At 68.8% G+C, this 24,080-nt stretch carries 27 protein-coding genes; 22 read left to right on the top strand and 5 right to left on the bottom strand.

Features of this window, described 5'->3' with window-relative positions; all coding sequences use genetic code 11:
• Nucleotides 1–56: 56 nt before the first annotated feature.
• The gene (gene fliS, locus ASF94_RS04250) at nucleotides 57–506 is read left to right on the top strand and encodes a flagellar export chaperone FliS (RefSeq protein WP_056662080.1); all 450 of its coding nucleotides are present in this window, start codon (nucleotides 57–59) and stop codon (nucleotides 504–506) included.
• Nucleotides 507–509: 3 nt separating this feature from the next.
• Nucleotides 510–809 carry a flagellar protein FliT gene (locus tag ASF94_RS04245; RefSeq protein ID WP_056662076.1) on the top strand — a complete coding sequence of 100 codons (300 nt, stop codon included), beginning with the start codon at nucleotides 510–512 and terminating at the stop codon, nucleotides 807–809.
• A 341-nt stretch (nucleotides 810–1,150) separates the two neighbouring features.
• Here ASF94_RS04245 and fliE read toward each other — a convergent pair whose 3' ends face one another.
• Nucleotides 1,151–1,465, bottom strand: a complete 315-nt coding sequence (gene fliE / locus ASF94_RS04240) for a flagellar hook-basal body complex protein FliE (RefSeq protein ID WP_056662205.1) — start codon at nucleotides 1,463–1,465, stop codon at nucleotides 1,151–1,153.
• 207 nt (nucleotides 1,466–1,672) lie between these two features.
• Here fliE and fliF point away from each other — a divergent pair, with 207 nt between their 5' ends.
• From fliF to fliR, 13 genes are all read left to right on the top strand, one after another.
• The gene (gene fliF, locus ASF94_RS04235; protein WP_056662073.1) at nucleotides 1,673–3,394 is read left to right on the top strand and encodes a flagellar basal-body MS-ring/collar protein FliF; all 1,722 of its coding nucleotides are present in this window, start codon (nucleotides 1,673–1,675) and stop codon (nucleotides 3,392–3,394) included.
• Nucleotides 3,395–3,421: 27 nt separating this feature from the next.
• Nucleotides 3,422–4,417, top strand: a complete 996-nt coding sequence (gene fliG / locus ASF94_RS04230; RefSeq protein WP_056662070.1) for a flagellar motor switch protein FliG — start codon at nucleotides 3,422–3,424, stop codon at nucleotides 4,415–4,417.
• A complete protein-coding gene (locus ASF94_RS04225; RefSeq protein WP_082492977.1) occupies nucleotides 4,401–5,216 on the top strand; it encodes a flagellar assembly protein FliH in 816 nt (271 codons plus the stop codon). The genes fliG and ASF94_RS04225 overlap by 17 nt, the downstream gene beginning before the upstream one ends.
• Nucleotides 5,206–6,618: a flagellar protein export ATPase FliI gene (gene fliI / locus ASF94_RS04220; protein WP_056662068.1), complete on the top strand. Its 1,413-nt coding sequence runs from the start codon at nucleotides 5,206–5,208 to the stop codon at nucleotides 6,616–6,618. The genes ASF94_RS04225 and fliI overlap by 11 nt, the downstream gene beginning before the upstream one ends.
• 34 nt (nucleotides 6,619–6,652) lie before the next feature.
• Entirely contained in the window at nucleotides 6,653–7,117 is a 465-nt protein-coding gene (locus ASF94_RS04215) for a flagellar export protein FliJ (protein WP_056662064.1), read from the top strand.
• 2 nt (nucleotides 7,118–7,119) lie between these two features.
• A complete protein-coding gene (locus tag ASF94_RS20650) occupies nucleotides 7,120–8,574 on the top strand; it encodes a flagellar hook-length control protein FliK (protein WP_082492976.1) in 1,455 nt (484 codons plus the stop codon).
• Between the two features lie 317 nt (nucleotides 8,575–8,891).
• Complete coding sequence (gene fliL, locus ASF94_RS04205; RefSeq protein WP_235505260.1) at nucleotides 8,892–9,476, top strand: flagellar basal body-associated protein FliL; 585 nt, start codon at nucleotides 8,892–8,894, stop codon at nucleotides 9,474–9,476.
• 21 nt (nucleotides 9,477–9,497) lie between these two features.
• The gene (gene fliM / locus ASF94_RS04200) at nucleotides 9,498–10,502 is read left to right on the top strand and encodes a flagellar motor switch protein FliM (protein ID WP_056662058.1); all 1,005 of its coding nucleotides are present in this window, start codon (nucleotides 9,498–9,500) and stop codon (nucleotides 10,500–10,502) included.
• On the top strand, nucleotides 10,492–10,926 hold the full coding sequence (fliN, locus tag ASF94_RS04195; RefSeq protein ID WP_056662055.1) for a flagellar motor switch protein FliN: 435 nt from the start codon (nucleotides 10,492–10,494) through the stop codon (nucleotides 10,924–10,926). Before fliM ends, fliN begins: the two co-directional genes overlap by 11 nt.
• Before the next feature lie 7 nt (nucleotides 10,927–10,933).
• Nucleotides 10,934–11,314, top strand: a complete 381-nt coding sequence (locus ASF94_RS04190; protein ID WP_056662052.1) for a flagellar biosynthetic protein FliO — start codon at nucleotides 10,934–10,936, stop codon at nucleotides 11,312–11,314.
• On the top strand, nucleotides 11,307–12,071 hold the full coding sequence (fliP, locus tag ASF94_RS04185) for a flagellar type III secretion system pore protein FliP (protein ID WP_056662050.1): 765 nt from the start codon (nucleotides 11,307–11,309) through the stop codon (nucleotides 12,069–12,071). Before ASF94_RS04190 ends, fliP begins: the two co-directional genes overlap by 8 nt.
• Nucleotides 12,072–12,113: 42 nt before the next feature.
• A complete protein-coding gene (gene fliQ, locus ASF94_RS04180) occupies nucleotides 12,114–12,383 on the top strand; it encodes a flagellar biosynthesis protein FliQ (RefSeq protein WP_056662045.1) in 270 nt (89 codons plus the stop codon).
• A 52-nt stretch (nucleotides 12,384–12,435) separates the two neighbouring features.
• Nucleotides 12,436–13,206: a flagellar biosynthetic protein FliR gene (gene fliR, locus ASF94_RS04175; RefSeq protein WP_056662042.1), complete on the top strand. Its 771-nt coding sequence runs from the start codon at nucleotides 12,436–12,438 to the stop codon at nucleotides 13,204–13,206.
• 153 nt (nucleotides 13,207–13,359) lie between these two features.
• On the opposite strand, the gene ASF94_RS04170 is transcribed toward fliR, so the two are convergent.
• Nucleotides 13,360–13,989: a response regulator transcription factor gene (locus ASF94_RS04170; protein ID WP_056662039.1), complete on the bottom strand. Its 630-nt coding sequence runs from the start codon at nucleotides 13,987–13,989 to the stop codon at nucleotides 13,360–13,362.
• The gene (locus ASF94_RS04165; protein WP_056662036.1) at nucleotides 13,986–15,134 is read right to left on the bottom strand and encodes an ATP-binding protein; all 1,149 of its coding nucleotides are present in this window, start codon (nucleotides 15,132–15,134) and stop codon (nucleotides 13,986–13,988) included. Before ASF94_RS04165 ends, ASF94_RS04170 begins: the two co-directional genes overlap by 4 nt.
• A gap of 164 nt (nucleotides 15,135–15,298) precedes the next feature.
• On the opposite strand from ASF94_RS04165, the gene ASF94_RS04160 reads away from it, so the two are divergent.
• From ASF94_RS04160 to ASF94_RS04130, 7 genes are all read left to right on the top strand, one after another.
• Nucleotides 15,299–15,745: a hypothetical protein gene (locus ASF94_RS04160; protein WP_056662032.1), complete on the top strand. Its 447-nt coding sequence runs from the start codon at nucleotides 15,299–15,301 to the stop codon at nucleotides 15,743–15,745.
• A gap of 50 nt (nucleotides 15,746–15,795) precedes the next feature.
• On the top strand, nucleotides 15,796–16,158 hold the full coding sequence (locus ASF94_RS04155) for a response regulator (protein WP_056662028.1): 363 nt from the start codon (nucleotides 15,796–15,798) through the stop codon (nucleotides 16,156–16,158).
• A gap of 64 nt (nucleotides 16,159–16,222) precedes the next feature.
• Nucleotides 16,223–18,367: a chemotaxis protein CheA gene (locus tag ASF94_RS04150; protein WP_056662025.1), complete on the top strand. Its 2,145-nt coding sequence runs from the start codon at nucleotides 16,223–16,225 to the stop codon at nucleotides 18,365–18,367.
• A gap of 41 nt (nucleotides 18,368–18,408) precedes the next feature.
• Nucleotides 18,409–18,897 (top strand): chemotaxis protein CheW, encoded by a 489-nt coding sequence (locus tag ASF94_RS04145; RefSeq protein ID WP_056662022.1) that lies wholly within the window; start codon nucleotides 18,409–18,411, stop codon nucleotides 18,895–18,897.
• Nucleotides 18,898–19,001: 104 nt separating this feature from the next.
• A complete protein-coding gene (locus ASF94_RS04140) occupies nucleotides 19,002–19,877 on the top strand; it encodes a CheR family methyltransferase (protein WP_056662019.1) in 876 nt (291 codons plus the stop codon).
• Between the two features lie 34 nt (nucleotides 19,878–19,911).
• Nucleotides 19,912–20,667, top strand: coding sequence for a chemoreceptor glutamine deamidase CheD (gene cheD, locus ASF94_RS04135; RefSeq protein WP_056662016.1), 756 nt, complete (start codon nucleotides 19,912–19,914; stop codon nucleotides 20,665–20,667).
• Nucleotides 20,668–20,692: 25 nt separating this feature from the next.
• Nucleotides 20,693–21,814, top strand: a complete 1,122-nt coding sequence (locus ASF94_RS04130; protein ID WP_056662014.1) for a chemotaxis response regulator protein-glutamate methylesterase — start codon at nucleotides 20,693–20,695, stop codon at nucleotides 21,812–21,814.
• Nucleotides 21,815–21,907: 93 nt separating this feature from the next.
• On the opposite strand, the gene ASF94_RS04125 is transcribed toward ASF94_RS04130, so the two are convergent.
• Together ASF94_RS04125 and ASF94_RS21685 are read right to left on the bottom strand one after the other, a co-directional pair.
• Complete coding sequence (locus tag ASF94_RS04125; RefSeq protein ID WP_056662011.1) at nucleotides 21,908–23,806, bottom strand: ATP-binding cassette domain-containing protein; 1,899 nt, start codon at nucleotides 23,804–23,806, stop codon at nucleotides 21,908–21,910.
• A 69-nt stretch (nucleotides 23,807–23,875) separates the two neighbouring features.
• The coding region (locus ASF94_RS21685; protein WP_235505259.1) for a hypothetical protein at nucleotides 23,876–24,080 on the bottom strand (205 nt) is incomplete at its 5' end.

The following is a 24,080-nucleotide window of genomic DNA, read 5'->3' as shown; positions in this document are numbered from 1 at the left end:
AGTTTTCCGGCCGAGCGCCGATAAATTGAATAACCAGTCCAGGAAAGTAGCCCGCCATGTTCAGCGCCTCCCCCCGTGCCGCCTCCGCCTACCAGCGCATCAACGTCGAGACCAGCATGCACACCATCGACCAGCACCAGCTGGTCAGCCTGCTGTACGCGGGGGTGCTCAATTCCATCGCCACCGCCCGCGGCGCGATGGCCCGGGGCGACGTGGCCGGCAAGTGCAACGGCATCAGCCGCGCGGTGCGCATCCTGGAAGAGGGCCTGCGCACCGCGCTCGACCGGGAAGCCGGCGGCACGCTGGCCAGCAACCTGGACGCTCTCTACGACTACGCCCTGCGCCGGCTCATCCTGGCCAATGCGCGCAACGACGACGCCCTCTTGGCCGAGGTGGCCCAGCTGATCGAGCCACTGGCACAGGGCTGGAACGAAATGAAGAAAGCCGGCACGGCGAACGCCAAGGCCGCGAATGACCCCGCACAGACCGTGATGGCGGAGGCTTGAGAAATGCCTGAAATGTTGATCGACTACTACAAAGCCATCGAAGACAGCAGCGCCAAGATGCTGGAAGCCGCCAAGTTGAAGGACTGGGACGGCGTCGTACGCTACGAAGGCACCTGCGCCGTGCTGATCGAGCGCCTGCGCTACGAGGCCCAGGCCCAGGAGCTGCTGCCCGAGCACCGCCGCGAGAAGACGCGCATCATGCAGCGCATCCTGCGCAACGATGCGGAGATCCGCTGCCTGGCGGAACCCTGGCTGTCGCAGTTCGAACACCTGTTCGAACGCCAGCCGGTGGTGATGCACTGACATTGCGCGTGCCCCGGCGCCTAGACCCACCCCTGCCAGGCAGTGGTCGGTGCGCCGGACTCCCGCCCGCCGCCCCGGGCCGTCTCTGCCTGCGGACGGTGGTCCATGAAAAACGCCTCGCTCCTTGAACAGGAGCGAGGCGTTTTGACTGGGGGAACGGCGTGCCGGCGCGGCTTGACGCGATCGCACCGCCGGACGAGGCGGAGGGCGTCAGCGGGTCATGGACGAGAGTCTGCGGTCACATGTTTGCGGTCAAATCAGCTTCCAGCGCTGATGGATAAAGCACATTGTGCTATTAATTTAATGGCATTCGCGTCGGTCTGCGGCGGCGGGTGTCTCGCTCACACCTGCATGTTCATGATGTCGCTGTAGGCCTGCACCATGCGGTTGCGCACGTGCAGCGTGGCCTGGAAGCCGACCTGGGCCTTCTGCATGGACACCATGGTCTCTTCGATGCTCACGTTCGGGTTCTCGAACTGCACTTCGCGCTGCAGATCGCTCGAACGGTTCTGCGCGGCGCTTACCGACTGCAGGGCGCCCTTGAGCGCGCTGGAGAAGCCGACGTCCTGGGCCGCGCCGTCCTGAGGGGCCGTGGCGCGGCGAGCCAGGCCGGTGCCTGACAGCGGGGCGGTGCCGGGAGAGATGCGAAGGTCCATGGCGGTGTGCTCGGAGGGTGGGCGGCAGGTGCGGATCGCCATGCGGTCCGCGGGAAGAATGGGGTGATCGTAGGCGGGCGGCGCCCGGCCATCGTGTGGAAATGATGGTCAAAGGCGCGCTTTATCCAGCGAACGTCGGACAGGGGGGTGCCGAATAATCGCCACACCGCCAGAGCCCCGCCCTGGACTGACATACTGGAAAGCACGATGTCCGCAGTCGCCGAACTCCCCCAACTCCCATCCGCCGGCACCCCGTCGTGGATGCAGCGCCTGGCCGCACTCGACCGGTCGGCCCGCCTGCGCCTGGGGCTGGGACTGGTGTTGCTGGTGGGCGGCGTGCTGGCTGCGGTGGTGTTCAGCCGCCAGCCCGACTACCGGGTGCTGTTCTCCAACCTGAGCGACAAGGACGGCGGCGCCATCGTGGCGCAGCTGTCCACCATGAACGTGCCCTACAAGTACGCCGAGGGCGGCGGCGCCATCATGATTCCGGCCGAGCGCGTGCACGACGTGCGCCTGCGCCTGGCCACGCAGGGCCTGCCCAAGGGTTCGGTCACCGGCTTCGAGCTGATGGAAACCAGCCGCTTCGGCGTCACGCAGTTCCAGGAACGGCTGAACTTCCAGCGCGGCCTGGAAGGCGAGCTGACGCGCTCGATCCAGGCGCTGTCGTCCATCCAGAGCGCCCGCGTGCACCTGGCGCTGCCCAACCAGAACGGCTTCTTCCGCGAACAGCAGAAGCCTTCCGCCTCGGTGCTGGTGAGCCTCTACCCCGGCCGCTTCCTGGACCGCACCCAGCTCGCCGGCATCGTGCACCTGGTGTCCTCCAGCGTGCCCGAGATGGCGCCCAGCGCCGTCAGCGTGCTGGACGACAGCGGCAAGCTGCTGTCGCAGTCGCCCGATTCGGCCGCCGGTGCCGCCGTGGACGGCCAGCAGCTGAGCTACGTGCAGCAGATCGAACAGCAGTACACCCGCCGCATCCTGGACATCCTCGAGCCGGTGGTGGGCAAGAACAACGTGAAGGCGCAGGTCACGGCCGACGTGGACTTCAGCCAGACCGAATCCACCTCCGAGCAGCACCGCCCCAACCAGACGCCCGACAGCAGCGCCGTGCGCAGCCAGCAGGTGGTGGAAAGCTCCGGCCAGGGCGGCGGCTCGCAGCTGCCCACCGGCGTGCCGGGCGCGGTGACCAACCAGCCGCCCCAGGGCACGACGGCGCCCGTCAACGGTGCCAACCCGGCGCCGGTCGCCGCAGGCCAGCAGAACGGCCAGCCGGCGCAGACCAAGCGCGAGTCGGTCACCAACTATGAAGTCGACAAGACCACCCGCGTCACGCGCGGCGGCAGTGGCGCCATCAAGCGGGTCAGCGCAGCCGTGGTGGTCAACTACCAGCCGGCCGCGGAAGGCGACAGCAAGTCCGCCCCGGGCGGCAAGGCCCTGACCCCGCAGCAGCTGGAACAGATGACCGCCCTGGTGCGCGAGACCATCGGCTTCAACAAGGAACGGGGCGACTCGGTCAACCTGATGAACACGCCCTTCCTGGTCGATGCCACGACCGCGGTGGATCTCCCGCTCTGGAAGCAGCCGGAAATGATCGAGCTGGCCCGCAGCCTGGGCTGGCCGGTGGGCATGTCGCTGTTCGCCGCGCTCATCCTGCTGGGCCTGGTGCGCCCGGCCATCAAGGGGCTGAACGCGCCCAAGTCGGCGCCTGCTCTGGCCGCCAACGCCGGGCCAGGCATTCAGCTGGACGCGCTCGAGTCGGAAGCTCTGGAGCGCCCGGCGCTGCCGGCCCCCACGCCCGTGCCGACGCCCATGCGGGTGGAGAATATGCCGGCCACGCCAGAGCAACTGCGCCTGGACGAGGCCCGCACGCTGGCCAAGGAAAACCCGGTCGCCGTGGCCAACATCATCAAAACCTGGGTCAACGGCGAATGACGCGCCGCCACCCCGAGCGAGCCCCCCATGGATGAGCAAGGACTGAACGACGCCGCGATCATGCTGATGTCGCTGGGCGAGGAGGAGGCGGCGGAGGTATTCAAGCACCTCTCGCCCAAGGAAGTGCAGAAACTGGGCGAAACCATCGCCCGCATGAAGTCGGTGTCGCGCGAGAAGGTCGACTCGGTCATCAACCGGTTCTCCAACGACGCAGCGGCGCAGAGCCTGCTGGTGTCGGACACCAGCAACTACGTGCGCTCGGTGCTCAAGCGCGCGCTGGGAGACGACAAGGCCGCGCTGCTGATCGACCGCATCCTGCAGGGCGGCGACGTGTCGGGCATCGAAAGCCTGAAGTGGATGGACCCGCTCTCGGTGGCCGAGCTGCTGCGCAACGAGCACCCGCAGATCGTTGCCGCCATCCTGGTGCACCTGGACCCGGACCAGTCCTCCGCCATCCTGATGCAGCTGAGCGACCGCCAGCGCGGCGAGGTGCTGCTGCGCATCGCCACGCTCGAAGGCATCCAGCCGACCGCCCTGAAGGACCTGAACGAAGTGCTGTTCAAGGTGCTGGCCGGCGGCGACAAGATCCGCAAGAGCTCGCTGGGCGGCGTGAAGTCGGCCGCCGAGATCATCAACCTGCTGGGCTCCGGCATGGACGCGACGGTGCTCGAATCCATCCGCGGCTACGACGCCGACCTGGCGCAAAAGATCATGGACAAGATGTTCGTGTTCGACGACGTCATGAAACTCGACGACCGCGCCATCCAGACCGTGCTGCGCGAAGTGGCGTCCGAAACCCTGGTGGTGGCGCTGAAGGGCGCGCAGCCCGAGCTGCGCGAGAAGTTCCTGTCGAACATGTCCTCCCGCGCTGCCGATTCGATGCGCGAAGACCTGGAATCGCGCGGCCCCATGCGGCTGTCGGAAGTCGAGGCGCAGCAGAAGGAAATCCTGAAGACGGTGCGGCGCCTGTCCGACGAAGGCCAGATCGTGATCGGCGGCGGTGGCGATGACGCACTCATATAACCGGCATTACTCGCGGTTCATCCCGAGCGAGGAGGTCGCGGGCGCCACCCCCTGGCAGTTCGGCGCCGTGAACGCCGCCGGGCTGATTCCGCCACCAGCCCCGGTGGACCCGGCCCAGGCCGACGCACCGCCGCCGCCGGTGGTCATCGACGAATCGGAACACCTGGCCCTGCTGGAGCAGGCCTGCGCCCAGGCCCATGCCCAGGGCGTGGAACAGGGCCGTGCCGAGGCCGCGCTGGAGTGGCAACAGCGCATGGACGACTACGTCGCCGGCCAGGGCCGCGACGCCGCCGAGCGCCTGGGCCAGCTGGCCGGCGCGGTCGATGCCGGCCTCGACGGCCTGCAGCAGGGCATGGCCCAGGAGCTGCTGGCGCTGGCCTGCGACCTGGCCCGCCAGGTGGTGCGCCGCGAACTGTCCATCGACCGCGAGGCCGTGCTGCCCGTGGTGCGCGAGGCGCTGGCCCTGCTGGTGGGCGAAGGCCGCCCGGCCACGGTGCGCATGAACCCGCAGGACTGGACGCTGCTGGAACGCCCGCTGCGCGAGGAATTCGCGGGCGCCAAGGTGCACTGGGTGGCCGACGCGAACGTGCTGCCGGGCGACTGCCTGGTGGAATCGGCCGGCACCGTGGTCGATGGCTCGCTGGACAAGCGCTGGCAGCGGGCGGTCGCGTCGCTGGGCCTGGCCTCGGCCTGGCAGGGCCCGGCCACCGCAGCCGAACCGGGCCTGGAGTCCGCCGCCACCCCGGCGGCAGCCGAATCCGGCGACACCGCCCCACCTGGAGCGCGCGATGCCGCATGACTCCGCCGCCTGGACCCGCTTCATGGCCGACGCCCGCGCCCGCGTGGCCGCGCCCGCCCCGCTGGAGAGCCGGGGCACCCTGACCCGGCTGACCGGGCTGGTGCTGGAGGCCGCCGGCATCCGCGTGCCCGTGGGTTCGCAGTGCCTAGTGCAGATGCCGGCCCACACCCCCGTGCTGGCCGAGGTGGTGGGGTTTTCCGCCGACAAGGCGTTTCTCATGCCGGCAGGCGACATCCACGGCCTGTCGAGCGGCGCCAGCGTGACGCCCGCCGCGCCCTTCGTGCCGGCGCCGCGCCTGGGCGCGCCGGAAGGCGAGGGCCCCGGCGCCGCGACGCCCGCCAGCGGCGTCGGCATGCTGCGGCTGCCCATGGGCGACGGCCTGCTGGGCCGGGTGATCGATTCGCAGGGCATCCCGCTGGACCATGCCGGCCCGCTCACGTCGGTCACGTCCGAACCCATGGACCGCCGGCCCATCAACGCGATGGACCGCGACCCGGTGCGCGAAACGTTGGACACCGGCGTGCGCGCCATCAACACCCTGCTGACGGTGGGGCGCGGCCAGCGGCTGGGCCTCTTCGCCGGCTCCGGCGTCGGCAAGAGCGTGCTGCTGGGCATGATGGCCCGCTACACCCAGGCCGACGTGATCGTCGTGGGCCTGATCGGCGAGCGGGGCCGCGAGGTCAAGGAATTCGTCGAAGACATCCTGGGCGCGGGCGACCGCAGCCGCGCCGTGGTGGTGGCGGCGCCCGCCGACGCGCCGCCCCTGTTGCGCATGCAGGGCGCCTCGTATGCCACGGCCATTGCCGAGCACTTCCGCGACAAGGGCCAGCACGTGCTGCTGCTGATGGATTCGCTCACCCGCTACGCCATGGCCCAGCGCGAGATCGCCCTCGCCATCGGCGAGCCGCCGGCCACCAAGGGCTATCCGCCCAGCTGCTTCGCCAAGCTGCCGGCGCTGGTCGAGCGCAGCGGCAACGGCCTGCACGGCGTGGGCTCCATCACCGCGTTCTATACCGTGCTGTCCGAGGGCGACGACCAGCAGGACCCGATCGCCGACTCGGCCCGCGCCATTTTGGACGGCCACTTCGTGCTGTCGCGCGCGCTGGCCGAAACCGGCCACTTCCCGGCAATCGACATCGAGCAGTCGGCCTCGCGGGTGATGCACAACGTGGTTTCGCGCGAGCACTTCGAGATGGCGCGCCGCTTTCGCGCCGTGTATTCGCGCTACCAGAAGAGCCGCGACCTGATCCAGGTGGGGGCCTACATGAGCGGCTCCGACCCGCAGCTCGACGAAGCCATCCGCCTGCAGCCGGCCATGGCCGACTTCCTGCAGCAGGACATGTTCGAGGCCGCATCGCTGGACCAGAGCCTGACGGCCATGGCCGGCGTGCTGGGCCAGTGAGCACGCCGCCGCCGCCACCCTCCGCGCCATCGCCATGTCGTCCCTCAAAGCCTTCCAGATCGCCGTCGAGATGGCCGAGCGCCAGCGCGACGCCGCCCGCCAGGCGGTGCAGGACGTGGAACGCGCCCGCCACGCGGCCCAGCAGCAGCTCGACCAGCTGGAAGGGTATGCCGCAGAAACCCAGGGCCGCTGGGGTGTGAGCGCGGACGCCACCATCAAGCCGGAAGTGATGTACCACCACTACCAGTTCATGGACCGCCTGTCGCACGCCATCGGCATGCAGGGCGGCGTGATCGACGGCCACGCCGGCCGGGCCCAGGCCGCCGCCCAGGCGCTGCTGCAGGCCGAACTCCGGCTGGCGAGCCTGCGCAAGGTGCTGGAAAAGCGCCAGCGCGACATCGCGCTGCTGCAGACGCGGCGCGAGCAGAAGGAAACCGACGAGCGGGCTGCGATCCAGTCCGCCCGCGCCGAAAGAAGCCCCTCGGGGCAGGAGTCTTGACGATGGAAGCCACCCGCAGCAGCAGCAACAGCCCCTCCGCCCACACCAGCGCGGCCCAGCGCCCCAAGGCGCAAGAGGCCCAGGGCACCCGCGCCCCCGGCAAGATGGCCGAGGCCGGCGCCGGGCAGGCGCCGCAGGACGGCTTCTCGCTGCTGCTGGCGGCGCTGGGCGAGGGGGCCACTGCCGGCCTGGGCGCGAGCGAGGAGGGCGTGGACGCGCTGGTGGGGGACGCGCAGGACGGCGACCCGGCTGCCGCGCTGTCGGCGCTCGGGGCCCTGGGGTTCGATCCCTCCCTTTTGCCATCCGCCCAGGCTGCCGCCGCACTGTCGGCCGCGGCCGGTGCTGCCGGTGCGGCGGGCCTGGCCGACCCCCGGCAGGGCGCCTCCTTCTCCTCCGGCTCGCTCGCAGAGGGCCGTTTCGGCTTCGCGGCCGTGGGCGGATCGGACGGGCTCTGGTCGAGGGGTGCGGGCAAGGCCGGCGTGGACAGCCTGGTAGGCCAGACCGCCCTGCTGGACGGGGCCACCGAAGCGGCTGCCCTCAACGGCGTGCCGGGTGCGGGCGCGGGCGTTTCGGCCCCGATGCGCGGCATGGGCGGGCGTTTCCAGGCCGCATGGGCCGCGGCGGGCTTGGGGGCGGGGGGCGCGGAGGCAGCCGTCGCCCCGGCCGGCGCCGCTGCGTTGCGCGCCGGGGCTGCGGATTCGGCCCGGGCCGGCGCGCCGGACTCCACCGCGGCGCTGGCTGCCGCCGCCAGCACGGTCCCGCTGGCAGGCGCTGCGGAGCACCGGGATTCCGCCCTCCTGGCGGGTGGCGCTGGCGCGCACCGCGCTGCGGGTGACACGCTGGCGGGCCTGCCGGCCGCGCTGTTCACGGCGCAGCCCGAGACTGCCGGCGACGGCCGTTCGCCGTCCGGTCGGGGCGCAGACGGTTTCACGAGCACCGCCGCCGGGGCAGCCGGCGCGGCGCTGGGCGAGGCCACCCGCGAGCTGGCCGGCGCCGACGCGTTCGCGGCCGAGCTGTCGGGCGCGTCGGCCGATGCGGCCCAGCGCGCGGCGGAAGACGCCCTGGCCGAGCAGGTCGCCTACTGGGTGCACCAGAACACGCAGAACGCCGAAATGACGCTGGACCGCGACGGCCAGCCGGTGCAGGTCACCGTGTCGCTCTCCGGCAGCGAAGCGCACATCGCCTTCCGCAGCGACCAGGCCGGCACACGCGACCTGCTGGACGGCAGCGTGGCCCAGCTGCGCGAGCTGCTGCAGGCCGAGGGGCTGCAGCTGACGGGGGTGACGGTGGGCACGTCCGGTGAGTCGGGCGCACGGGACGGGGGCGGCTCGGGCGCGGGCGGCGACCGCCAGCGCCAGGGCGCACGCCAGGCCCTGGTGCAGGCCAGCGCGCCGGCAGGCGCCGCCGGGCGGTCCCGCCAGGGCGGCGGCGAGCGGGCGGTGGACATCTTCGTCTGAACCCTGCGGTTCCCCGCCGCGCACGCGCTGCCGCGCCACCGGCCCGGGCCGAGGGCCCGCCGGGCCGGTGGCGCCCGGCGCGGGGTCGGCGGGGCCATGGGGTACGAAAGGCGGGGGTGCCGATCGGCCTGCCAGGTGCGCAACGGCCCCGAACCCGGCTGGGGAGCGGGGCGAAAGCGCTGTTTTTGGGCTTTTATTCTGGCTATCATGGATCGCGCCCCTGCCCAATAATGGGCTCTGCCGCAGCCTGTGCGCCCTTCGCCCGGGTGCCACTGCCACCCCGCTGATCCGCATCCGTTGCGCGAAGGAACCCCAACGTGTCCGCCTCCCCCGCCGCTCCCGCTGCTCCTGCCAAGAGCAAGAAGATGGTCATCATCCTTGCCGTCGTCGTGCTGCTGGTCGCGGTGGGCGGCGCCGCGGCGTGGTTCATGCTCTCCAAGCGCCATGCCGCCACCGACGAGGAAGGCGGCGAAGCGCACGCCGAACAAAGCCAGGCGGCATCGCCCAAGACGCCCCCCACTTTCCTGCCCATGGACAACATGGTCGTCAATCTGGCCGACCCGGGCGGCGACCGTTTCGCGCAGATCGGCATCACGCTGGAGCTGGCCGACGCGAAGACCGAGGCGTCGATCAAGCAGTACCTGCCCAGCATCCGCAGCGCCATCCTGCTGCTGGTGTCGCAGCGCACCTCCGAAGAGCTGCTGTCGCGCGATGGCAAGGAAAAGCTGGCGGTGGACGTGCGGCGCGAAGTGTCCAAGCCGCTGGGCTTCACCGTGCCCAAGCCGCGCAAGGCGCCTGCGGCCCGCGATGCCGAGGACGGCGACGATGAACCGCCACCACGCCCGCGCCCCGACAACAACCCGGTGCGGGCGGTGCTCTTTTCCAGTTTCATCATCCAGTGAGCCGGGCGGGAGACGCAAGCCATGAGTGATTCATTTCTGTCGCAGGAAGAGGTCGATGCCCTTCTGGAAGGCGTCACCGGCGAGAGCCAGAAGACCGCCCAGGAAGAGGTCGATGCGGGCGCCGTCCGCAACTACGACATCTCCAGCCAGGAGCGCATCGTCCGTGGCCGCATGCCGACGATGGAAATCGTCAACGAGCGGTTCGCGCGCAACTTCCGCATCGGCCTGTTCAACTTCATTCGCCGCAGCCCCGAGATCTCGGTGGGCACGGTGTCCGTGCAGCGCTACAGCGCCTTCCTGCGCGAACTGGCGGTGCCCACCAACTTCAACATCGTCGCCATCCGGCCCTTGCGCGGCAGCGGCCTGATCGTGTGCGAGCCCTCGCTGGTGTTTGGCATCATCGACACGCTCTACGGCGGCGTCGGCAAGTTCCAGACGCGGATCGAGGGGCGGGATTTCTCCCCCACCGAGCAGCGCGTGATCAACCGCCTGGTGGACGTGATCTGCGCCGAGTACAAGAAGGCCTGGCACGGCATCTACCCGCTGGAGCTGGAATACCAGCGCTCGGAAATGCAGCCCCAGTTCGCCAACATCGCCACCCCCAGCGAGATCGTGGTGTCCACCGCGTTCCAGCTGGAGATCGGCGATCTGTCGGGCGCCATCCACATCTGCATGCCCTATGCCACGCTGGAGCCGATCCGCGACGTGCTGTATTCCTCCACGCAGGGCGACTCCATCGAGGTGGACCGCCGCTGGGTGCGGGTGCTGACGCGCGAGATCCAGGCGGCCGAGGTGACGCTGGTGGCCGAGCTGGCCCGCGCCGACGCGACGGTCGAGCAGCTGCTGGCCATGAAGCCGGGCGATTTCATCGAGCTGGACCGCGAACCCCGCATCCGCGCCTCCATCGGCGGCGTGCCGATTTTTGAATGCCAGTACGGAACGCACAACGCCAAGTACGCGATCCGCATTGAAGAATGTCTGCGCAGCTCCGACGCGAGCTGGCTGGGAGAAAAAGATGTCCTCTGAAGACAACAAGGAAAGCGGCGACGACCCGTTCGCGGGCTGGGCCGAGGCGCTCGAAGAGCAGAAGACGGCGGACGGCGGCGCGGGCGACGCCGAGCAGGGCGGCCCGCTGGCGGGCGAGCCGGTGCGGCCGTTCTCCGCGTCCGGCAATGACTCGCCGGTCAACGACATCAACATGGTGCTGGACATCCCCGTCCAGCTGTCGGTCGAGCTGGGCCGCACCAAGGTGCCGATCAAGTACATCCTGCAGCTGGCCCAGGGCTCGGTGGTCGAGCTGGATGCGCTGGCCGGTGAGCCGATGGACGTGCTGGTCAACGGCTACCTCATCGCCCAGGGCGAGGTGGTGGTGGTGAACGACAAGTTCGGTATCCGCCTGACCGACGTGGTCACCCCGTCGGAGCGCCTGCGCCGTGTCAGCCGGGGATAGCGGCAGCATGACCCAGACGCTGCTGGTGGTGGTGCTGTTCGTCGCCGCCGTGGCCACGCTGCCGTGGCTGGTGCGGCGGCTGCAGCAGCACAACGCCGCCCGGGTGTCCGGCGCGGCCGGCGTGGCGGCGTCGCGGGTGCTCTCGGCCGTGGCCGTGGGCCCGCAGCAGCGGGTGGTGACCGTGGAGGTCGGGCCGGACCACCAGCGCACGGTGCTGGTGCTGGGCGTCACGGCCCAGCAGATCAACTGCCTGCACGTGCTGCCGGCGCCTTCCGCCGTGGGCGGCGCTTCGTACCCCGCCGCGGCGCCCGCAGCGGCGGAGCCCGGCTTTGCCGGCGCGATGGCGGCCGCCTCCGCGCGGCAGGAAGCGGGCGCGGCCCATGGCTGAGGCGCCTCGCTGGCAGCGCGCCCTGGGCTGGGCCACGCTGGGCGCCGGCCTGGTCGCGGCGCCGGCGGCCTTCGCGCAGAACGCCGGCACGCTGCCGGTGCTGATCGGCTCGGGGTCGGGCAACAACAGCTATTCGGTGCCGATCCAGACGCTGCTGTTCTTCACGGCGCTGTCGTTCCTGCCGGCGGTGCTGCTGATGATGACGGGCTTCACCCGCATCGTCATCGTGCTGTCGCTGCTGCGGCAGGCGCTAGGCACGCAGTCTGCGCCGCCCAACCAGGTGATCGTCGGGCTGTCGCTCTTTCTCACCTTCTTCGTCATGGGGCCGACCTTCGACCGCGTGTACCAGGAAGCTTACGTGCCCTACACGACGAACGCCATCACCTTCGAGCAGGCGCTGGAGCGCGGCGAGGCGCCGATGCGCGCCTTCATGCTCAAGCAGACGCGGCAGTCCGACTTCGCGCTGTTCTCGCGCCTGGCCAAGCTGCCGGCCGACACCACCGCGGAAACCGCCCCGCTGCGGGTGCTGGTGCCGGCCTTCGTCACCAGCGAGCTGAAGTCGGCCTTCCAGATCGGCTTCATGATCTTCATCCCGTTCCTGGTGATCGACATGGTGGTGTCGTCCATCCTGATGTCGCTGGGCATGATGATGCTTTCGCCGGTGCTGGTCGCGCTGCCGTTCAAGCTGATGCTGTTCGTGCTGGCGGACGGCTGGAACCTGCTGATCGGCTCGCTCGCCGCGAGCTTCGCCACCTGAGCTTTCTTACCCTTCCCTGTCTTTTCGTGGAGCGCCGCCGCCATGACCCCCCAATTCGCCCTCACCATCGGCCGCGAGGCGCTCACCCTGCTGCTGATGATCTCGATGCCGCTGCTGGGCGTGGTGATGGCGGTGGGGCTGCTGGTCAGCGTCTTCCAGGCCGTCACCCAGATCAACGAGGCAACGCTCGCCTTCGTGCCCAAGCTGATCGCCGCCGTGGTGGTGTTCGCCATCGCCGGGCCGTGGATGGTCTCCACGCTGGTGGACTACCTGCGGCGCACCATCGAATCCATCCCCTCGGTGGTGGGCTGAGCCGCCCGCCGGCTCACCTGCCGCTCCCTTCGCCGCTCACCGGGCCGCGCGCGTGATCACGTTCACCGAGGCGCAGATCATGGCGTGGCTCACGCCGGTGCTGTGGCCGTTCCTGCGGGTGCTGGCCATGTTCGCCGTGGCGCCGGTGTTCTCCATGCGTGCCATCCCCATGCGCGCCAAGATCGGGCTGGCTTTCCTGGTGGCGCTGTCCGCGCAGGGCGTGCTGCCCGAGGCGCCGGTGATCGACCTCAACGGCCGCGCCGCCCTGGGCGCCGTGGCGCAGCAGGTGGTGGTGGGGCTGGCGATCGGCTTCGCCGTGCGGCTGGTGTTCGCCACGGTGGAGCTGGCCGGCGAGGTGATCGGCCTGCAGATGGGGCTGAACTTCGCGTCGTTCTTCGACCCCACCTCCAACGGCCAGATCAGCGCCGTGGCGCGCTTCTTCGGCCACATGGCGACGCTGCTCTTCATCGTCATCAACGGCCACCTGCTGCTGCTGATGGCGGTGGTGAAGAGCTTCGAGCGGTTTCCGGCGGACGGCAGCTTCATGCAGGCGCTGGGCCAGATGAAGGTCTACGAGCTGGGCGCATCGCTCTTCGCCAGCGCGCTCTGGATCGCGCTGCCCATGGTGGCCCTGCTGATGTTCGTGAACCTGGCGCTGGGCATCATCTCCCGCGTGGCGCCGCAGATGAACATCTACGCGGTGGGCTTTCCCGTCACGCTGACCGTGGGCATGCTCGGCATCGCGGCCACGCTGCCCATGCTGGAGCAGCCGGTGATGGCGCTGATGCAGCAGTCGATCGACCTGTTCGCCACGCAGCGCTGAGTCCGTCCCGCAGGGTGTTTTGCTACCATTTGAATAGCGCAGTGCGCCCGTCGGAAGGGGTGTTGAACGTCCTGGGGCATGCAACCGCTGATGCGGCCAGCGCAAGCAGCTATGAAAACAAGAGCGTAGCGCCTGTGGAGCCTCAGCGGTGCCCTACACCAGCTGGTTGCGGATGGCATACACCGTCAACTCGGCGTTGTTGGTGAGCTTGAGCTTCTCCAGCACCCGGGCGCGGTAGACGCTGACTGTCTTGGGGCTGAGCATCAGCTCCTCGGCGATGTCCGAGAGCCGCCGGCCGGAAGCGATCTTGACCAGCGTCTGCAGCTCGCGCTCCGACAGCGCCTCATGCGGCATCTCGGCGCTCGGCTGGGCCAGGCTGTCGGCCAGCATCTGCGCCACCTCCGCCGTCAGGTACTTGCGGCCCTGCACCACGGTGCGCACCGCGGCGATCAGCTCGACCGGGTCGCCCGCCTTGTTGGCGTAGCCCTGCGCGCCAGCCCGCAGGCAGCGCAGCGCGTACTGGTCTTCCGGGTACATCGAGACGATCAGCACCTTCAGCGCCGCATGCGTTTCCTTCACGCTGGCCAGCACTTCCAGTCCGCTGCGGCCCGGCAGGTTCAGGTCGAGCAGCAGCACGTCGCAGGGCGCGCTGCGCAGCACGTCGCGCAGTTCCGCGTAGCTGCCGGCCTCGCCCGTCACGCGGATGTCGGGAGCCTCCGTCAGCGTGTCGCGGATGCCCCGCCGCAGCACCGCGTGATCGTCACAAAGCACCACATGAATCACTGCGCGTCTCCTTCTTCCGGGTCCGCCGGTCCGCCCGATGGTAGCGGCTGCGCCAGTGGAACCGACAGGATGATGGACGTGCCGCGCCCGGGCTGGCTGCTCACGTCCAGCCAGCCGCCCACGGTGCGCGCGCGCTCCTGCAGCCCGCGCAGCCCGAACGACTTCGGCTTGGCGCGGCTCGCGGCCAGGTCCATGCCGCGGCCGTTGTCGGTCACTTCCAGCGTCAGCACGCCTTCGGTGTCGCCCAGGTCGATGCGCACCTGCGAGGCCTCGGCGTACTTCGACACATTGGTCAGCGCCTCCTGCGCGGTGCGGTAGGCCACCAGCTCGACGGCGGCGGGCACCTCGGCCGTCGCCGGTGCGGCGGCCACCCGGGTCGGCACGCCGGTGCGCCGCTCGAAGCTCTCGGCCAGCCACTGCACGGCCGCCACCAAGCCCTGGTCGAGGATGGGCGGCCGCAGATTCATCATGATGCGCTGGCTGGCGTCGATGGCGTGCTGCAGCATGTCCACCGCCGCGCCCGTGTGCTCGCGCATGGCGTCCGACTCGGTGTGCCGGCCGATCCACGCCAGGTCGAACTTCACCGCCGTCAGGGCGCCGCCGATGTCGTCGTGGATCTCGCGGGCGATGGCGGCGCGTTCCTGCTCGATCGAGGTCTGCAGGTGCTCGGTGAGCGCGGCCAGACGGCGCTCGGAATCGGCAAGCTCGGCCGCGGCCTGCTCGCGGGCGCGGCGGGCCTCGGCCACCTCGATGGCCCGGGCGATCACGTGCGGCAGCCGGGCCATGTCGTCCTTGAGCAGGTAGTCGGCGATGCCCAGGCGGATCGCGTCCACCGCCGCCGCCTCGCCGATGGCGCCCGACAGCAGCACGAAGGGCGGCTGCCCGGCGCCGCGCTGACCGACGACGCGCCAGGCATCGAGGGCAGTGAAGCCGGGCAGGCGGTAGTCGGCCAGGATGAGGTCGAAGGGTTCGCTGTCGAGCCAGCGGACCAGAGTTTCCAGAGAATCCGCGTGGCGGATCACACACAGCACCCCGGCGCGCCGCAGGGTGTGGCAGGCCAGCTCATGATCGACGTCAGAATCTTCGAGATGAAGGATCCGCAAGGGCTTATTCGGTGCACCAGAATCCATGGGAGTCGGTATCATAGGATACATATTGGAACAAATAAGGCCGAGCGCTCCTGGTAACGGTCTTCAGGAGCGGTGGCGAAATGCCGAACTAGGATCTGGACGGTTGGAGTCTCCCGCCGCCGGTTTGCCCGATGGGCCCCATTGCGTGCCTTGCAGCCGCCTGCAGCGACGGAGAAACAGTGCAATCTACGCTAACACCGCCTGACGAGCCAGGCGTACAGGTCCCCGTGATGGTGGCCGCCGAGCTGCAGGATTCGCTGCTGGTGGTGATGCACGACCTGCACCGCCTCGAAGGATTGCTGAGCCATGCCACCGACAATCTGCTGGAACGGTTCGGCGAGGCCAATCATGCGCTCACCGACGAGGTGGTGGGCGATTCCGCCCAGCTCGCGGCGTTGCGCACCGCGCTGCGCAGTGCCGTGACCGAGCTGCAGTTCCAGGACATGGCTTCCCAGCTGATCTGGCACACCACCAAGGTGCTGCAGGGCTGCGCGTTCCGCCTGGCGTCTGCAGCGATGGGCGAGGAAGACGGCGAAGAGGCGGCGCCCTTCGCCGAGATGGCGCCCGACCGCCCCAATCCGGTGACCCAGAGCGAGATGGATGCCGGCTCGATCGACCTTTTCTGAGGGCTGAGCAGCCCCGGTCCACCCCCTTTTCAAGTTTGTTGGAGCCCTACATGCAATCGATTCTTGCCGTTGATGACTCTCCGTCCATGCGGAAAATGGTGGCCTTCACCCTGACGGGCGCCGGCTACCACGTGGTGGAGGCGGTGGACGGCCAGGACGCTCTGGAAAAGGCGGAGACCCACGACATCCATCTGGTGCTGGCCGACCAGAACATGCCGCGCCTGGACGGCATTGGCCTCACGCGCCGGCTGCGCGAGCTGCCCCGTTTCAAGACGGTGCCCATCCTCATCCTCACCACCGAGTCCAGCGACCAGATGAAGCAGGCCGGCCGCAGCGCCGGAGCGACCGGCTGGCTGGTCAAGCCCTTCGATCCCAACCGCCTCATCGAGGTGATCCAGAAAGTGATCCGCTGAGCGGACACGGCGTGCCCTTGCGCAGCCTTCTCACGACGATTCCCGCACACAGGAGCCACCCATAATGGCGGACAGCTACCAAGAAGGCGCCGGCGCCGACTTCGACCTCAGTCAGTTCTATCAGATCTTCTTCGAGGAAGCCGGCGAGAACCTGGACCAGATGGAGCAGATGCTGCTCGACCTGGACCTGACCAACGCCAACGACGAAGAGCTGAACGGCATCTTCCGCTGCGCCCACTCCATCAAGGGCGGCTCGGCGACCTTCGGCTTTTCCGACGTGGCCGAGCTGACGCACCAGATGGAGTCGCTGCTCGACCGCCTGCGCCGCCACGAACTGCAGCCGATCCCGCAGATGGTGGACGTGCTGCTGGAGTCGGCCGACGCCTCGCGCAGCCTGCTGGCGCGCCACCAGGCGGGCGGCCAGGGCGAAGCCGTGTCGACGACCGAGCTGGTGCGCCGCATCAGCGAACTGGCCTCCGGCGCCGTGCCCGCCGCGCCGGCTCCTGCGCCCAAGCCGGCCCCGGCTCCCGTGCCCGCTCCGGCGCCGGTCGCGGCACCCGCCCCGGCACCGTCGCCAGCGCCCGCTGCTGCTGCTGCTTCGGGTGGCACGCGCTCGCTGCGCATCGACATCGGCCCGCTGGAGCGTGCCGCCCAGGCCGACGCGATCAAGGAACTGTTCCGCGACATCCCTGGCCTGGGCACGATCAGCGACCTGGAGGCATCCGCCGAGGGCATGCGTTCCTTCGCGGTCGAAACCACGTCCACCGACGACGATCTGCTGGACCTGTTCGCCTTCCACGTGTCGAAGGAGCAGGTTCGCATCCGCGCGGCCGGCGCGCCCGAGCCCGAGGCCGAACCCGCCGAGCCGACCGAGGCGCCAGCGGGCGACCACGGCGAGGCCGCCTATGGCTTCTTCACCGATTCGCCCGGCCTGCCCGCCGAGGGCGCCCAGGCCGCAGCGGCCGCGCCAGCGGCACAACCGGCCGTGGTGGCCACGCGCGTGGCCGCCTCGGCCGAGCCCAAGGCCGTGACCCAGGCGCAGATGGAGTCCACCACCATCCGCGTGGCGGTCAACAAGGTCGATCAGCTCATCAACCTGGTGGGCGAGCTGGTCATCACCCAGGCCATGCTGGCGCAGAACAGCCGCGGCCTGGACGGCGGCGTCTACCAGCAGCTGCTGGCGGGCCTGGCGGATCTGGACCGCAACACGCGCGACCTGCAGGAATCGGTCATGTCGATCCGGATGATTCCGATGTCGATCGTGTTCAACCGCTTCCCCCGCATGCTGCGCGACCTGGCCAACAAGCTGGGCAAGAAGGTGGACTTCGTCACGATGGGCGAGGCCACCGAACTGGACAAGAGCCTGGTCGAGAAGATCACCGACCCGCTGACCCACCTGGTGCGCAACAGCTGCGACCACGGTATCGAGATGCCGGCCGAGCGGCTGGCCGCGGGCAAGCCCGAGCACGGCACCATCACGCTGTCGGCGTCGCACCAGGGCGGCTCCATCGTCATCGAGGTGCGCGACGACGGCAAGGGCCTGTCGCGCGAGAAGATCTTGCGCAAGGCCAAGGAGCGCGGGCTCGACGTCTCCGACCAGATGACCGACCAGGACGTGTGGGGGCTGATCTTCGCGCCCGGCTTCTCCACGGCCGACGTGGTGACCGACGTGTCCGGCCGCGGCGTGGGCATGGACGTGGTCAAGAAGAACATCGCCGCCCTGAACGGCTCGGTGGAGATCGATTCCGCCGAAGGCTACGGCATGCGCGTGTCGGTGCGGCTGCCGCTCACGCTGGCCATCATGGACGGCATGTCGGTGGGCGTGGGCGAAGAGGTCTACATCCTGCCGCTGTCGTCGGTGGTGGAGTCGTTCCAGGTGAACCCGGACGACGTGAACACCGTGGCGCAGGGCTCGCAGCTGGTGAAGGTGCGCGACGAATACATGCCGGTGATCTCGCTGGAGCGCGCTTTCCAGGTGCCGCGCGGCGACAGCGGCAAGTCGAGCAATATCATGGTCGTGGTGGAAGCCGACGGGAACCGCGTGGCGCTGCTGGTGGACGAGCTGCTGGGCCAGCACCAGGTGGTGGTCAAGAACCTCGAGACCAACTACCGCAAGGTGCCCAACGTGTCGGGCGCCACCATCCTGGGCGACGGCACCGTGGCGCTCATCCTGGACACGGGCGCGCTGGTGCGCCGTGCCCGCCACTGAGAGATCGAGGAACGCAGCGTGGAGCAACAAGGAGTGTCGGCATGAATGTGATGGAAAAGACAGCTGAGAGCGCGGTCGCCGGCGCGCGGGAATACCTGACCTTCCGGCTCGACCAGGAAGAGTACGGGATCGACATCCTGAAGGTGCAGGAGATCCGCGGCTACGAGCCGCCGACCCGCATCGCCAACGCGCCCGAGTTCATCAAGGGCGTGACCAACCTGCGCGGCACCATCGTTCCCATCGTGGACATGCGGCTGAAGTTCAATTGCTCGCGGGCCGACTACAACAGCTTCACGGTGGTCATCATCCTGAACCTGCGCAACCGGGTCGTGGGCATCGTGGTCGATTCGGTGAGCGACGTGATGGAGCTGGCTGCGGAGAACATCCGCTCGGCGCCGGACATCGACAGCGCCATCGACAACAGCTGCATCCTGGGGCTGGGCTCGGTCAACGAGCGCATGCTGATCCTGCTGGACATCGAAAAGCTGATGTCGAACGTGGACATGGGCCTCATGTCCGACAACGACTGACGTGGCCGGCGCGGCGTGGGCATGCCGCCCGTGCCGCGCTGACCCGCACCCCGCGTCGGTGCCGCCATCCGCCGCACCCATCCTTTTCTGCGGAGTCGCCTCGAATGCACCCCCCCCACAGTCCGACCCGGAGTGCAGATCCGGCGGCCGCGGCATCGACCGGCCCGCTGGCGCAGGGCCGTGAATTCGTCTGGACCAACGCCGATTTCTCGCGCGTACAGGCGCTGATCTACCAGCGTGCCGGCATCAGCCTGCACGACGGCAAGCACGCCATGGTGTACAGCCGCCTGTCGCGCCGGCTGCGCGAGACCGGCCACACGAGCTTCCACGACTACCTGGGCTGGCTGGAAACGCACGACGGCCCCGAGTGGCAGGAGTTCATCAACGCCCTGACCACCAACCTCACGGCGTTCTTCCGCGAACAGCACCACTTCGAGATTTTTTCCGCACACCTGCGCACGCGTCCCTCGGGCCCGTGGCATGTGTGGTGCAACGCGGCCTCCACGGGCGAGGAGCCTTACTCCATCGTCATGACCGCGCACGAGTCGCTGGGCGCCAGCGCGTCCTTCAAGCTCACCGCCAGCGACATCGATTCGCGCGTGCTGGCCACGGCGGCCGAGGGCATCTACCGGCTCGACAGCGTCAAGGGCCTCAGCCAGGAACGGATGCAGCGGTTCTTCCTGCGCGGCAAGGCGTCGAACGCCGGGCTGGCGCGGGTCAAGCCGGAGCTGCGCCGTGCCATCGACTTCCTGAGCGTCAACCTCATCCGTGACGACTGGCCGTTCCGCGAGCCGTTCGACGTGGTGTTCTGCCGCAACGTGATGATCTATTTCGACGGGCCGACGCAGCGGCGCGTGCTGGAGCGCATCCACCGCGTGCTGAAGCCGGGCGGCATGCTGTTCGTGGGGCATGCAGAGAATTTCAGCGAGTCGCGCGACCTCTTCACGCTGCGCGGCAAGACCGTTTACGAGCGCCGATGAATCCCACCCAGTCCCGTAGCCAGAAGACGTTCGAATGACCACCAACCGCCCAGGCTTTTCTTCCGCGCCGGCTGCGCAGCCCTTTGCCGCCGTGGAGCGGCGCCGTGCCCCGCGCATCGCGCCGCTCAGCGCCGACATCCATGTGCCCGGCGCGGGGGCGTCCACGGCCAAGGAGTCGTCGCTGCAGGAACTGAAGGCCGCCCCGCGCAAGCCGGGCGAGGCTTCGTTCTTCTTCCTGGACCATCACTTCCAGCACAACGCGGTCAAGGTGCTGCCCGGCGAATACTTCGTCGCCGACGAGAGCATGGTCATCATGACGGTGCTGGGCTCGTGCATCGCGGCCTGCCTCTGGGACAGCCGGGCACGCATCGGCGGCATGAACCACTTCATGCTGCCCGACGGCGACTCCAATGACGTGTCCGGGCGCTACGGCTCCTACGCCATGGAACTGCTGATCAACGAAATGCTCAAGCGCGGCGCGCGCCGCGAGACCATGCAGGCCAAGATCTTCGGCGGCGCCCAGGTCATGCACAACTTCACCACCATGAACGTGGGCGAGCGCAATACCCAGTTCGTGCTCAGCTATCTGCAGACCGAGCGCATTCCGGTCGTGTCGGAAGACGTGCTCGACATCTATCCGCGCAAGGTCGTCTTCTTCCCGGTGACGGGCAAGGCCATGGTCAAGCGGCTGGCCCACGCGCACCCGGATGCGTCCGTCGAGCAGGAAGTGCGGGGCAATGTGGTGACGGTGGCCAAGGCCACGGCGGGCGGATCGGTAGACTTGTTTTGAGCATGCAGAACGAAGGTTGGACGCAATGAGCAAGAAGATCCGGGTCGTCGTGGTGGACGACTCCGCGCTGGTGCGCAGCCTGTTGGCCGAGATCATCAACCGCCAGGCCGACATGGAGTGCATCGGCACGGCCAACGACCCCCTCATCGCACGGGAACTGATCCGCGAGACGAATCCCGACGTCATCACCCTCGACGTCGAGATGCCGCGCATGGACGGCATCGACTTTCTCGGCCGGCTGATGCGCCTGCGCCCCATGCCGGTGGTGATGATCTCCACGCTGACCGAGCGCGGTGCCGAGGTCACCATGCGCGCACTGGAGCTGGGGGCGGTCGATTTCGTGGCGAAGCCGCGCATCGGCCTGGCCAACGGACTCAACGAGCTGGCCGCGCAGATCGTCGAGAAGATCCGCGTGGCAGCGGTGGCGCACGTCCGGCGCGCGCCCACGGCCGAGTCGGCCCGGCCGACGCATGCCGGTGCGCCCGCCCCTGGTGCGGCGAGCAGCGCCCCCCCGCCGGTGTCGTCCGCGACGCTGCTGGGCCGGCTGTCGACCGAGAAGCTGATCTGCATCGGCGCGTCCACCGGCGGCACCGAAGCCATCCGCGAAGTGCTGATGCAGATGCCGGCGGATTCCCCCGCCATCGTCATCACCCAGCACATGCCGGCCGGCTTCACCACCAGTTTCGCGGCCCGGCTGAACGGCCTTTGCCGCATCACCGTGAAGGAAGCGGTGCATGGCGAACGCATTCTTCCGGGCCATGCCTATATCGCCCCGGGCGGCACCCAGTTCCATGTGGCCCGCAGCGGGGCGAACTACCTGGCCGTGGTGGACGACGGCCCGCCGGTGAACCGGCACAAGCCGTCCGTGGAAGTGCTCTTCAAGTCCGCCGCCGCCGTGGTGGGCCGCAACGCCTACGGCATCATGCTGACGGGCATGGGCAACGACGGCGCCGTGGCCATGCGCGAGATGAAGAACGCCGGCAGCTACAACTATGTGCAGGACGAGGCCAGCTGCATCGTCTTCGGCATGCCCCGCGAAGCCATCGCGCACGGTGCGGCAGACGAGGTGCTGCCGCTCACCCAGATCGCACCGGCCCTGATTGCCCGGCTGCGGGGCACGACCGACCGGCTGCATCACCGGATCTGAGACGGGCAGCGCCCTCCGCGCCAGCCTGCCCCGGCCGACGTGCGCCGGCGGGGAGATCGGGGAGATGGGGCGGATCGGGCAAGAGCCAGTGGATCAGGCGGAGAGGATCTCCCAACGCTCCAGGCTGCTCATCAGCTCCGCCTCGATGGCGGCTTCGCGTGCGTGCAGCTGCGCCGCGCGGGCGGCGTCCTGGGTGTAGAGGCTGCCGTCCGCTAGCGCTTCCTGCACCTGCTTTTGTTCGGCCTCCAGCCGGGCGATCAGGTCCGGGAGCTGGTCGAGTTCGCGCTGTTCCTTGTAGCTCAGTTTCTTTTTCGACGGCGACTCGCGGCTGGGTTCGTTGGCCGGGGCGGCTGTTGCCTTGGCGGCCGTCGGCGCGGCGGCCGGGGCGGGCGCTTGCGCTGCCGCGATCGAGCGCGCTCGGCGGGACTGGGTCAGCCAGTCCTGCACGCTGCCTTCGTACTCGCGCCAGTGGCCGGCGCCCTCGTAGGCCAGCGTGCTGGTCACGACGTTGTCCAGGAAGGTGCGGTCATGGCTCACCAGGAACACGGTGCCGTCGTATCCCTGAAGCAGCTCTTCCAGCAGATCCAGCGTGTCGATGTCCAGGTCGTTGGTGGGCTCGTCCAGCACCAAAACGTTCGCCGGGCGGGCGAAGAGCCGGGCCAGCAGCAGCCGGTTGCGCTCGCCGCCCGAGAGGGAGCGGACGGGAGAGCGCGCGCGAGCGGGAGAGAAGAGGAAGTCGCTCAGGTAGCTCTTGACGTGCTTGCGTTGATTGCCGATCTCGATCCACTCGCTGCCCGGGCTGATGAAGTCCTCCAGCGTGGCGTCGAGATCGACCGCATGCCGCATCTGGTCGAAGTACGCCACCTGCAGATTGGCACCACGGCGAATGGTGCCGGCGTCCGGCGCCAATTCTCCAAGGATCATCTTCAGCAGCGTGGTCTTGCCCGCGCCGTTCGGGCCGATCAGGCCGACCTTGTCACCGCGCAGGATGGTGCCGGTGAAGCCGGTGACGATGGTCTTGTCGCCGAAAGCCTTGCTCACATCGGTCAGCTCGGCCACGATCTTGCCCTGGTAGCCGCTCTGGCTGCCGGACGCCACATCCATCCGCACGCTGCCCAAGGCTTCGCGCCGTGCGGCCCGCTGGGTGCGCAGTTCTTCCAGTCGCCCGATACGGCTCTGGCTGCGGGTGCGGCGGGCCTCGACCCCGCGGTGTACCCAGACCTCCTCCTGTGCGAGCAGCTTGTCCGCTTTCGCGGAGATCACCGCTTCCTGCGCCAGCTGCTCTTCCTTCTGCGTGACGTACTGAGCGAAGTTGCCGGGGTAGGAGCGCAGTTGCCCCCGATCCAGCTCCACGATGCGCGTGGCAACGCGGTCCAGGAACGCACGGTCGTGGGTGATCGTGACCACGCTGCCCTTGAAGTCGATCAGCAGCTCTTCGAGCCACTCGATGGAATCGAGATCCAGGTGGTTGGTCGGCTCGTCCAGTAGCAGCACGTCGGGGCGGGCCACCAGGGCCTGTGCCAAGGCCACACGCTTCTTCGTCCCCCCGGAAAGCGACCCCACCAGCGCGTCGCCATCCAGATGCAGGCGCTGCAGGGTTTCCTCGACCCGCTGCTCCCAGTTCCAGGCGTCGTAGGCCTCGATCTGGGTCTGCAAAGCGTCGAGGTCGATGCCGTCGGCGCCGGAAAGATACTGCTCACGCAGCTCGATGACCGCGCCCAGGCCCTGGGACGCCGCAGTAAAGACAGAGGAGGCAGGATCCAGGTCCGGTTCCTGCGCTACATAGGTGATGCGGATGCCCTGCTGGGTCTGCAACGCCCCATCGTCGGGCTTGGCAATGCCGCCCAGGATCTTGAGCAGCGATGACTTGCCGGCGCCGTTGCGGCCGATCAGCCCGACCCGCTCGCCCACCTCCAGGGAGAAGCCGGCGTGATCGAGGAGGGCGACATGCCCGAACGCAAGTTGCGCGTTGATAAGAGTGATAAGAGCCATGCGCCATTATCCTTGGGGGTGTCCAGTCCCCTGCGGGTGGCCCCCCTCCCATGTGGGCCGCTCGCCCGATCAGCTGACGGACAGAAGCGCAAAAAGTTGGCGGATCTTTGGCACAGCAGCCAAAACCGTCATATACTCGTGGGCTTGGCGCTGCAGATCTTCTCCGGAAGTTCTGGGGAGTCGGGAAAAAAGATTTCGGTTTTGAGTTGCGGCAGGTTGAAAAACCGGTGTAGAATTCAAGGCTTCGCTGATGAGACGGATTGCTGGAAACGGC

Origin of the sequence: Acidovorax sp. Leaf160, from assembly GCF_001424265.1 — a bacterium.
In the GTDB taxonomy this organism is placed as follows: Bacteria; Pseudomonadota; Gammaproteobacteria; order Burkholderiales; family Burkholderiaceae_C; genus Paracidovorax.
The sequence above is the reverse complement of the archived record's forward strand: the minus strand, read 5'-3'. Positions and strand labels throughout refer to the sequence as shown.

What these genes read in the sequence shown, in the direction of transcription:
- fliS (WP_056662080.1), top strand. Translation starts at nt 57, where the DNA reads ATGTTCAGCGCCTCCCCCCGTGCCGCCTCCGCCTACCAGCGCATCAAC.
- ASF94_RS04245 (WP_056662076.1), top strand. Translation starts at nt 510, where the DNA reads ATGCCTGAAATGTTGATCGACTACTACAAAGCCATCGAAGACAGCAGC.
- fliE (WP_056662205.1), bottom strand. Translation starts at nt 1,465, where the DNA reads ATGGACCTTCGCATCTCTCCCGGCACCGCCCCGCTGTCAGGCACCGGC.
- fliF (WP_056662073.1), top strand. Translation starts at nt 1,673, where the DNA reads ATGTCCGCAGTCGCCGAACTCCCCCAACTCCCATCCGCCGGCACCCCG.
- fliG (WP_056662070.1), top strand. Translation starts at nt 3,422, where the DNA reads ATGGATGAGCAAGGACTGAACGACGCCGCGATCATGCTGATGTCGCTG.
- ASF94_RS04225 (WP_082492977.1), top strand. Translation starts at nt 4,401, where the DNA reads ATGACGCACTCATATAACCGGCATTACTCGCGGTTCATCCCGAGCGAG.
- fliI (WP_056662068.1), top strand. Translation starts at nt 5,206, where the DNA reads ATGCCGCATGACTCCGCCGCCTGGACCCGCTTCATGGCCGACGCCCGC.
- ASF94_RS04215 (WP_056662064.1), top strand. Translation starts at nt 6,653, where the DNA reads ATGTCGTCCCTCAAAGCCTTCCAGATCGCCGTCGAGATGGCCGAGCGC.
- ASF94_RS20650 (WP_082492976.1), top strand. Translation starts at nt 7,120, where the DNA reads ATGGAAGCCACCCGCAGCAGCAGCAACAGCCCCTCCGCCCACACCAGC.
- fliM (WP_056662058.1), top strand. Translation starts at nt 9,498, where the DNA reads ATGAGTGATTCATTTCTGTCGCAGGAAGAGGTCGATGCCCTTCTGGAA.
- fliN (WP_056662055.1), top strand. Translation starts at nt 10,492, where the DNA reads ATGTCCTCTGAAGACAACAAGGAAAGCGGCGACGACCCGTTCGCGGGC.
- ASF94_RS04190 (WP_056662052.1), top strand. Translation starts at nt 10,934, where the DNA reads ATGACCCAGACGCTGCTGGTGGTGGTGCTGTTCGTCGCCGCCGTGGCC.
- fliP (WP_056662050.1), top strand. Translation starts at nt 11,307, where the DNA reads ATGGCTGAGGCGCCTCGCTGGCAGCGCGCCCTGGGCTGGGCCACGCTG.
- fliQ (WP_056662045.1), top strand. Translation starts at nt 12,114, where the DNA reads ATGACCCCCCAATTCGCCCTCACCATCGGCCGCGAGGCGCTCACCCTG.
- ASF94_RS04165 (WP_056662036.1), bottom strand. Translation starts at nt 15,134, where the DNA reads ATGATACCGACTCCCATGGATTCTGGTGCACCGAATAAGCCCTTGCGG.
- ASF94_RS04155 (WP_056662028.1), top strand. Translation starts at nt 15,796, where the DNA reads ATGCAATCGATTCTTGCCGTTGATGACTCTCCGTCCATGCGGAAAATG.
- ASF94_RS04150 (WP_056662025.1), top strand. Translation starts at nt 16,223, where the DNA reads ATGGCGGACAGCTACCAAGAAGGCGCCGGCGCCGACTTCGACCTCAGT.
- ASF94_RS04145 (WP_056662022.1), top strand. Translation starts at nt 18,409, where the DNA reads ATGAATGTGATGGAAAAGACAGCTGAGAGCGCGGTCGCCGGCGCGCGG.
- ASF94_RS04140 (WP_056662019.1), top strand. Translation starts at nt 19,002, where the DNA reads ATGCACCCCCCCCACAGTCCGACCCGGAGTGCAGATCCGGCGGCCGCG.
- cheD (WP_056662016.1), top strand. Translation starts at nt 19,912, where the DNA reads ATGACCACCAACCGCCCAGGCTTTTCTTCCGCGCCGGCTGCGCAGCCC.
- ASF94_RS04130 (WP_056662014.1), top strand. Translation starts at nt 20,693, where the DNA reads ATGAGCAAGAAGATCCGGGTCGTCGTGGTGGACGACTCCGCGCTGGTG.
- ASF94_RS04125 (WP_056662011.1), bottom strand. Translation starts at nt 23,806, where the DNA reads ATGGCTCTTATCACTCTTATCAACGCGCAACTTGCGTTCGGGCATGTC.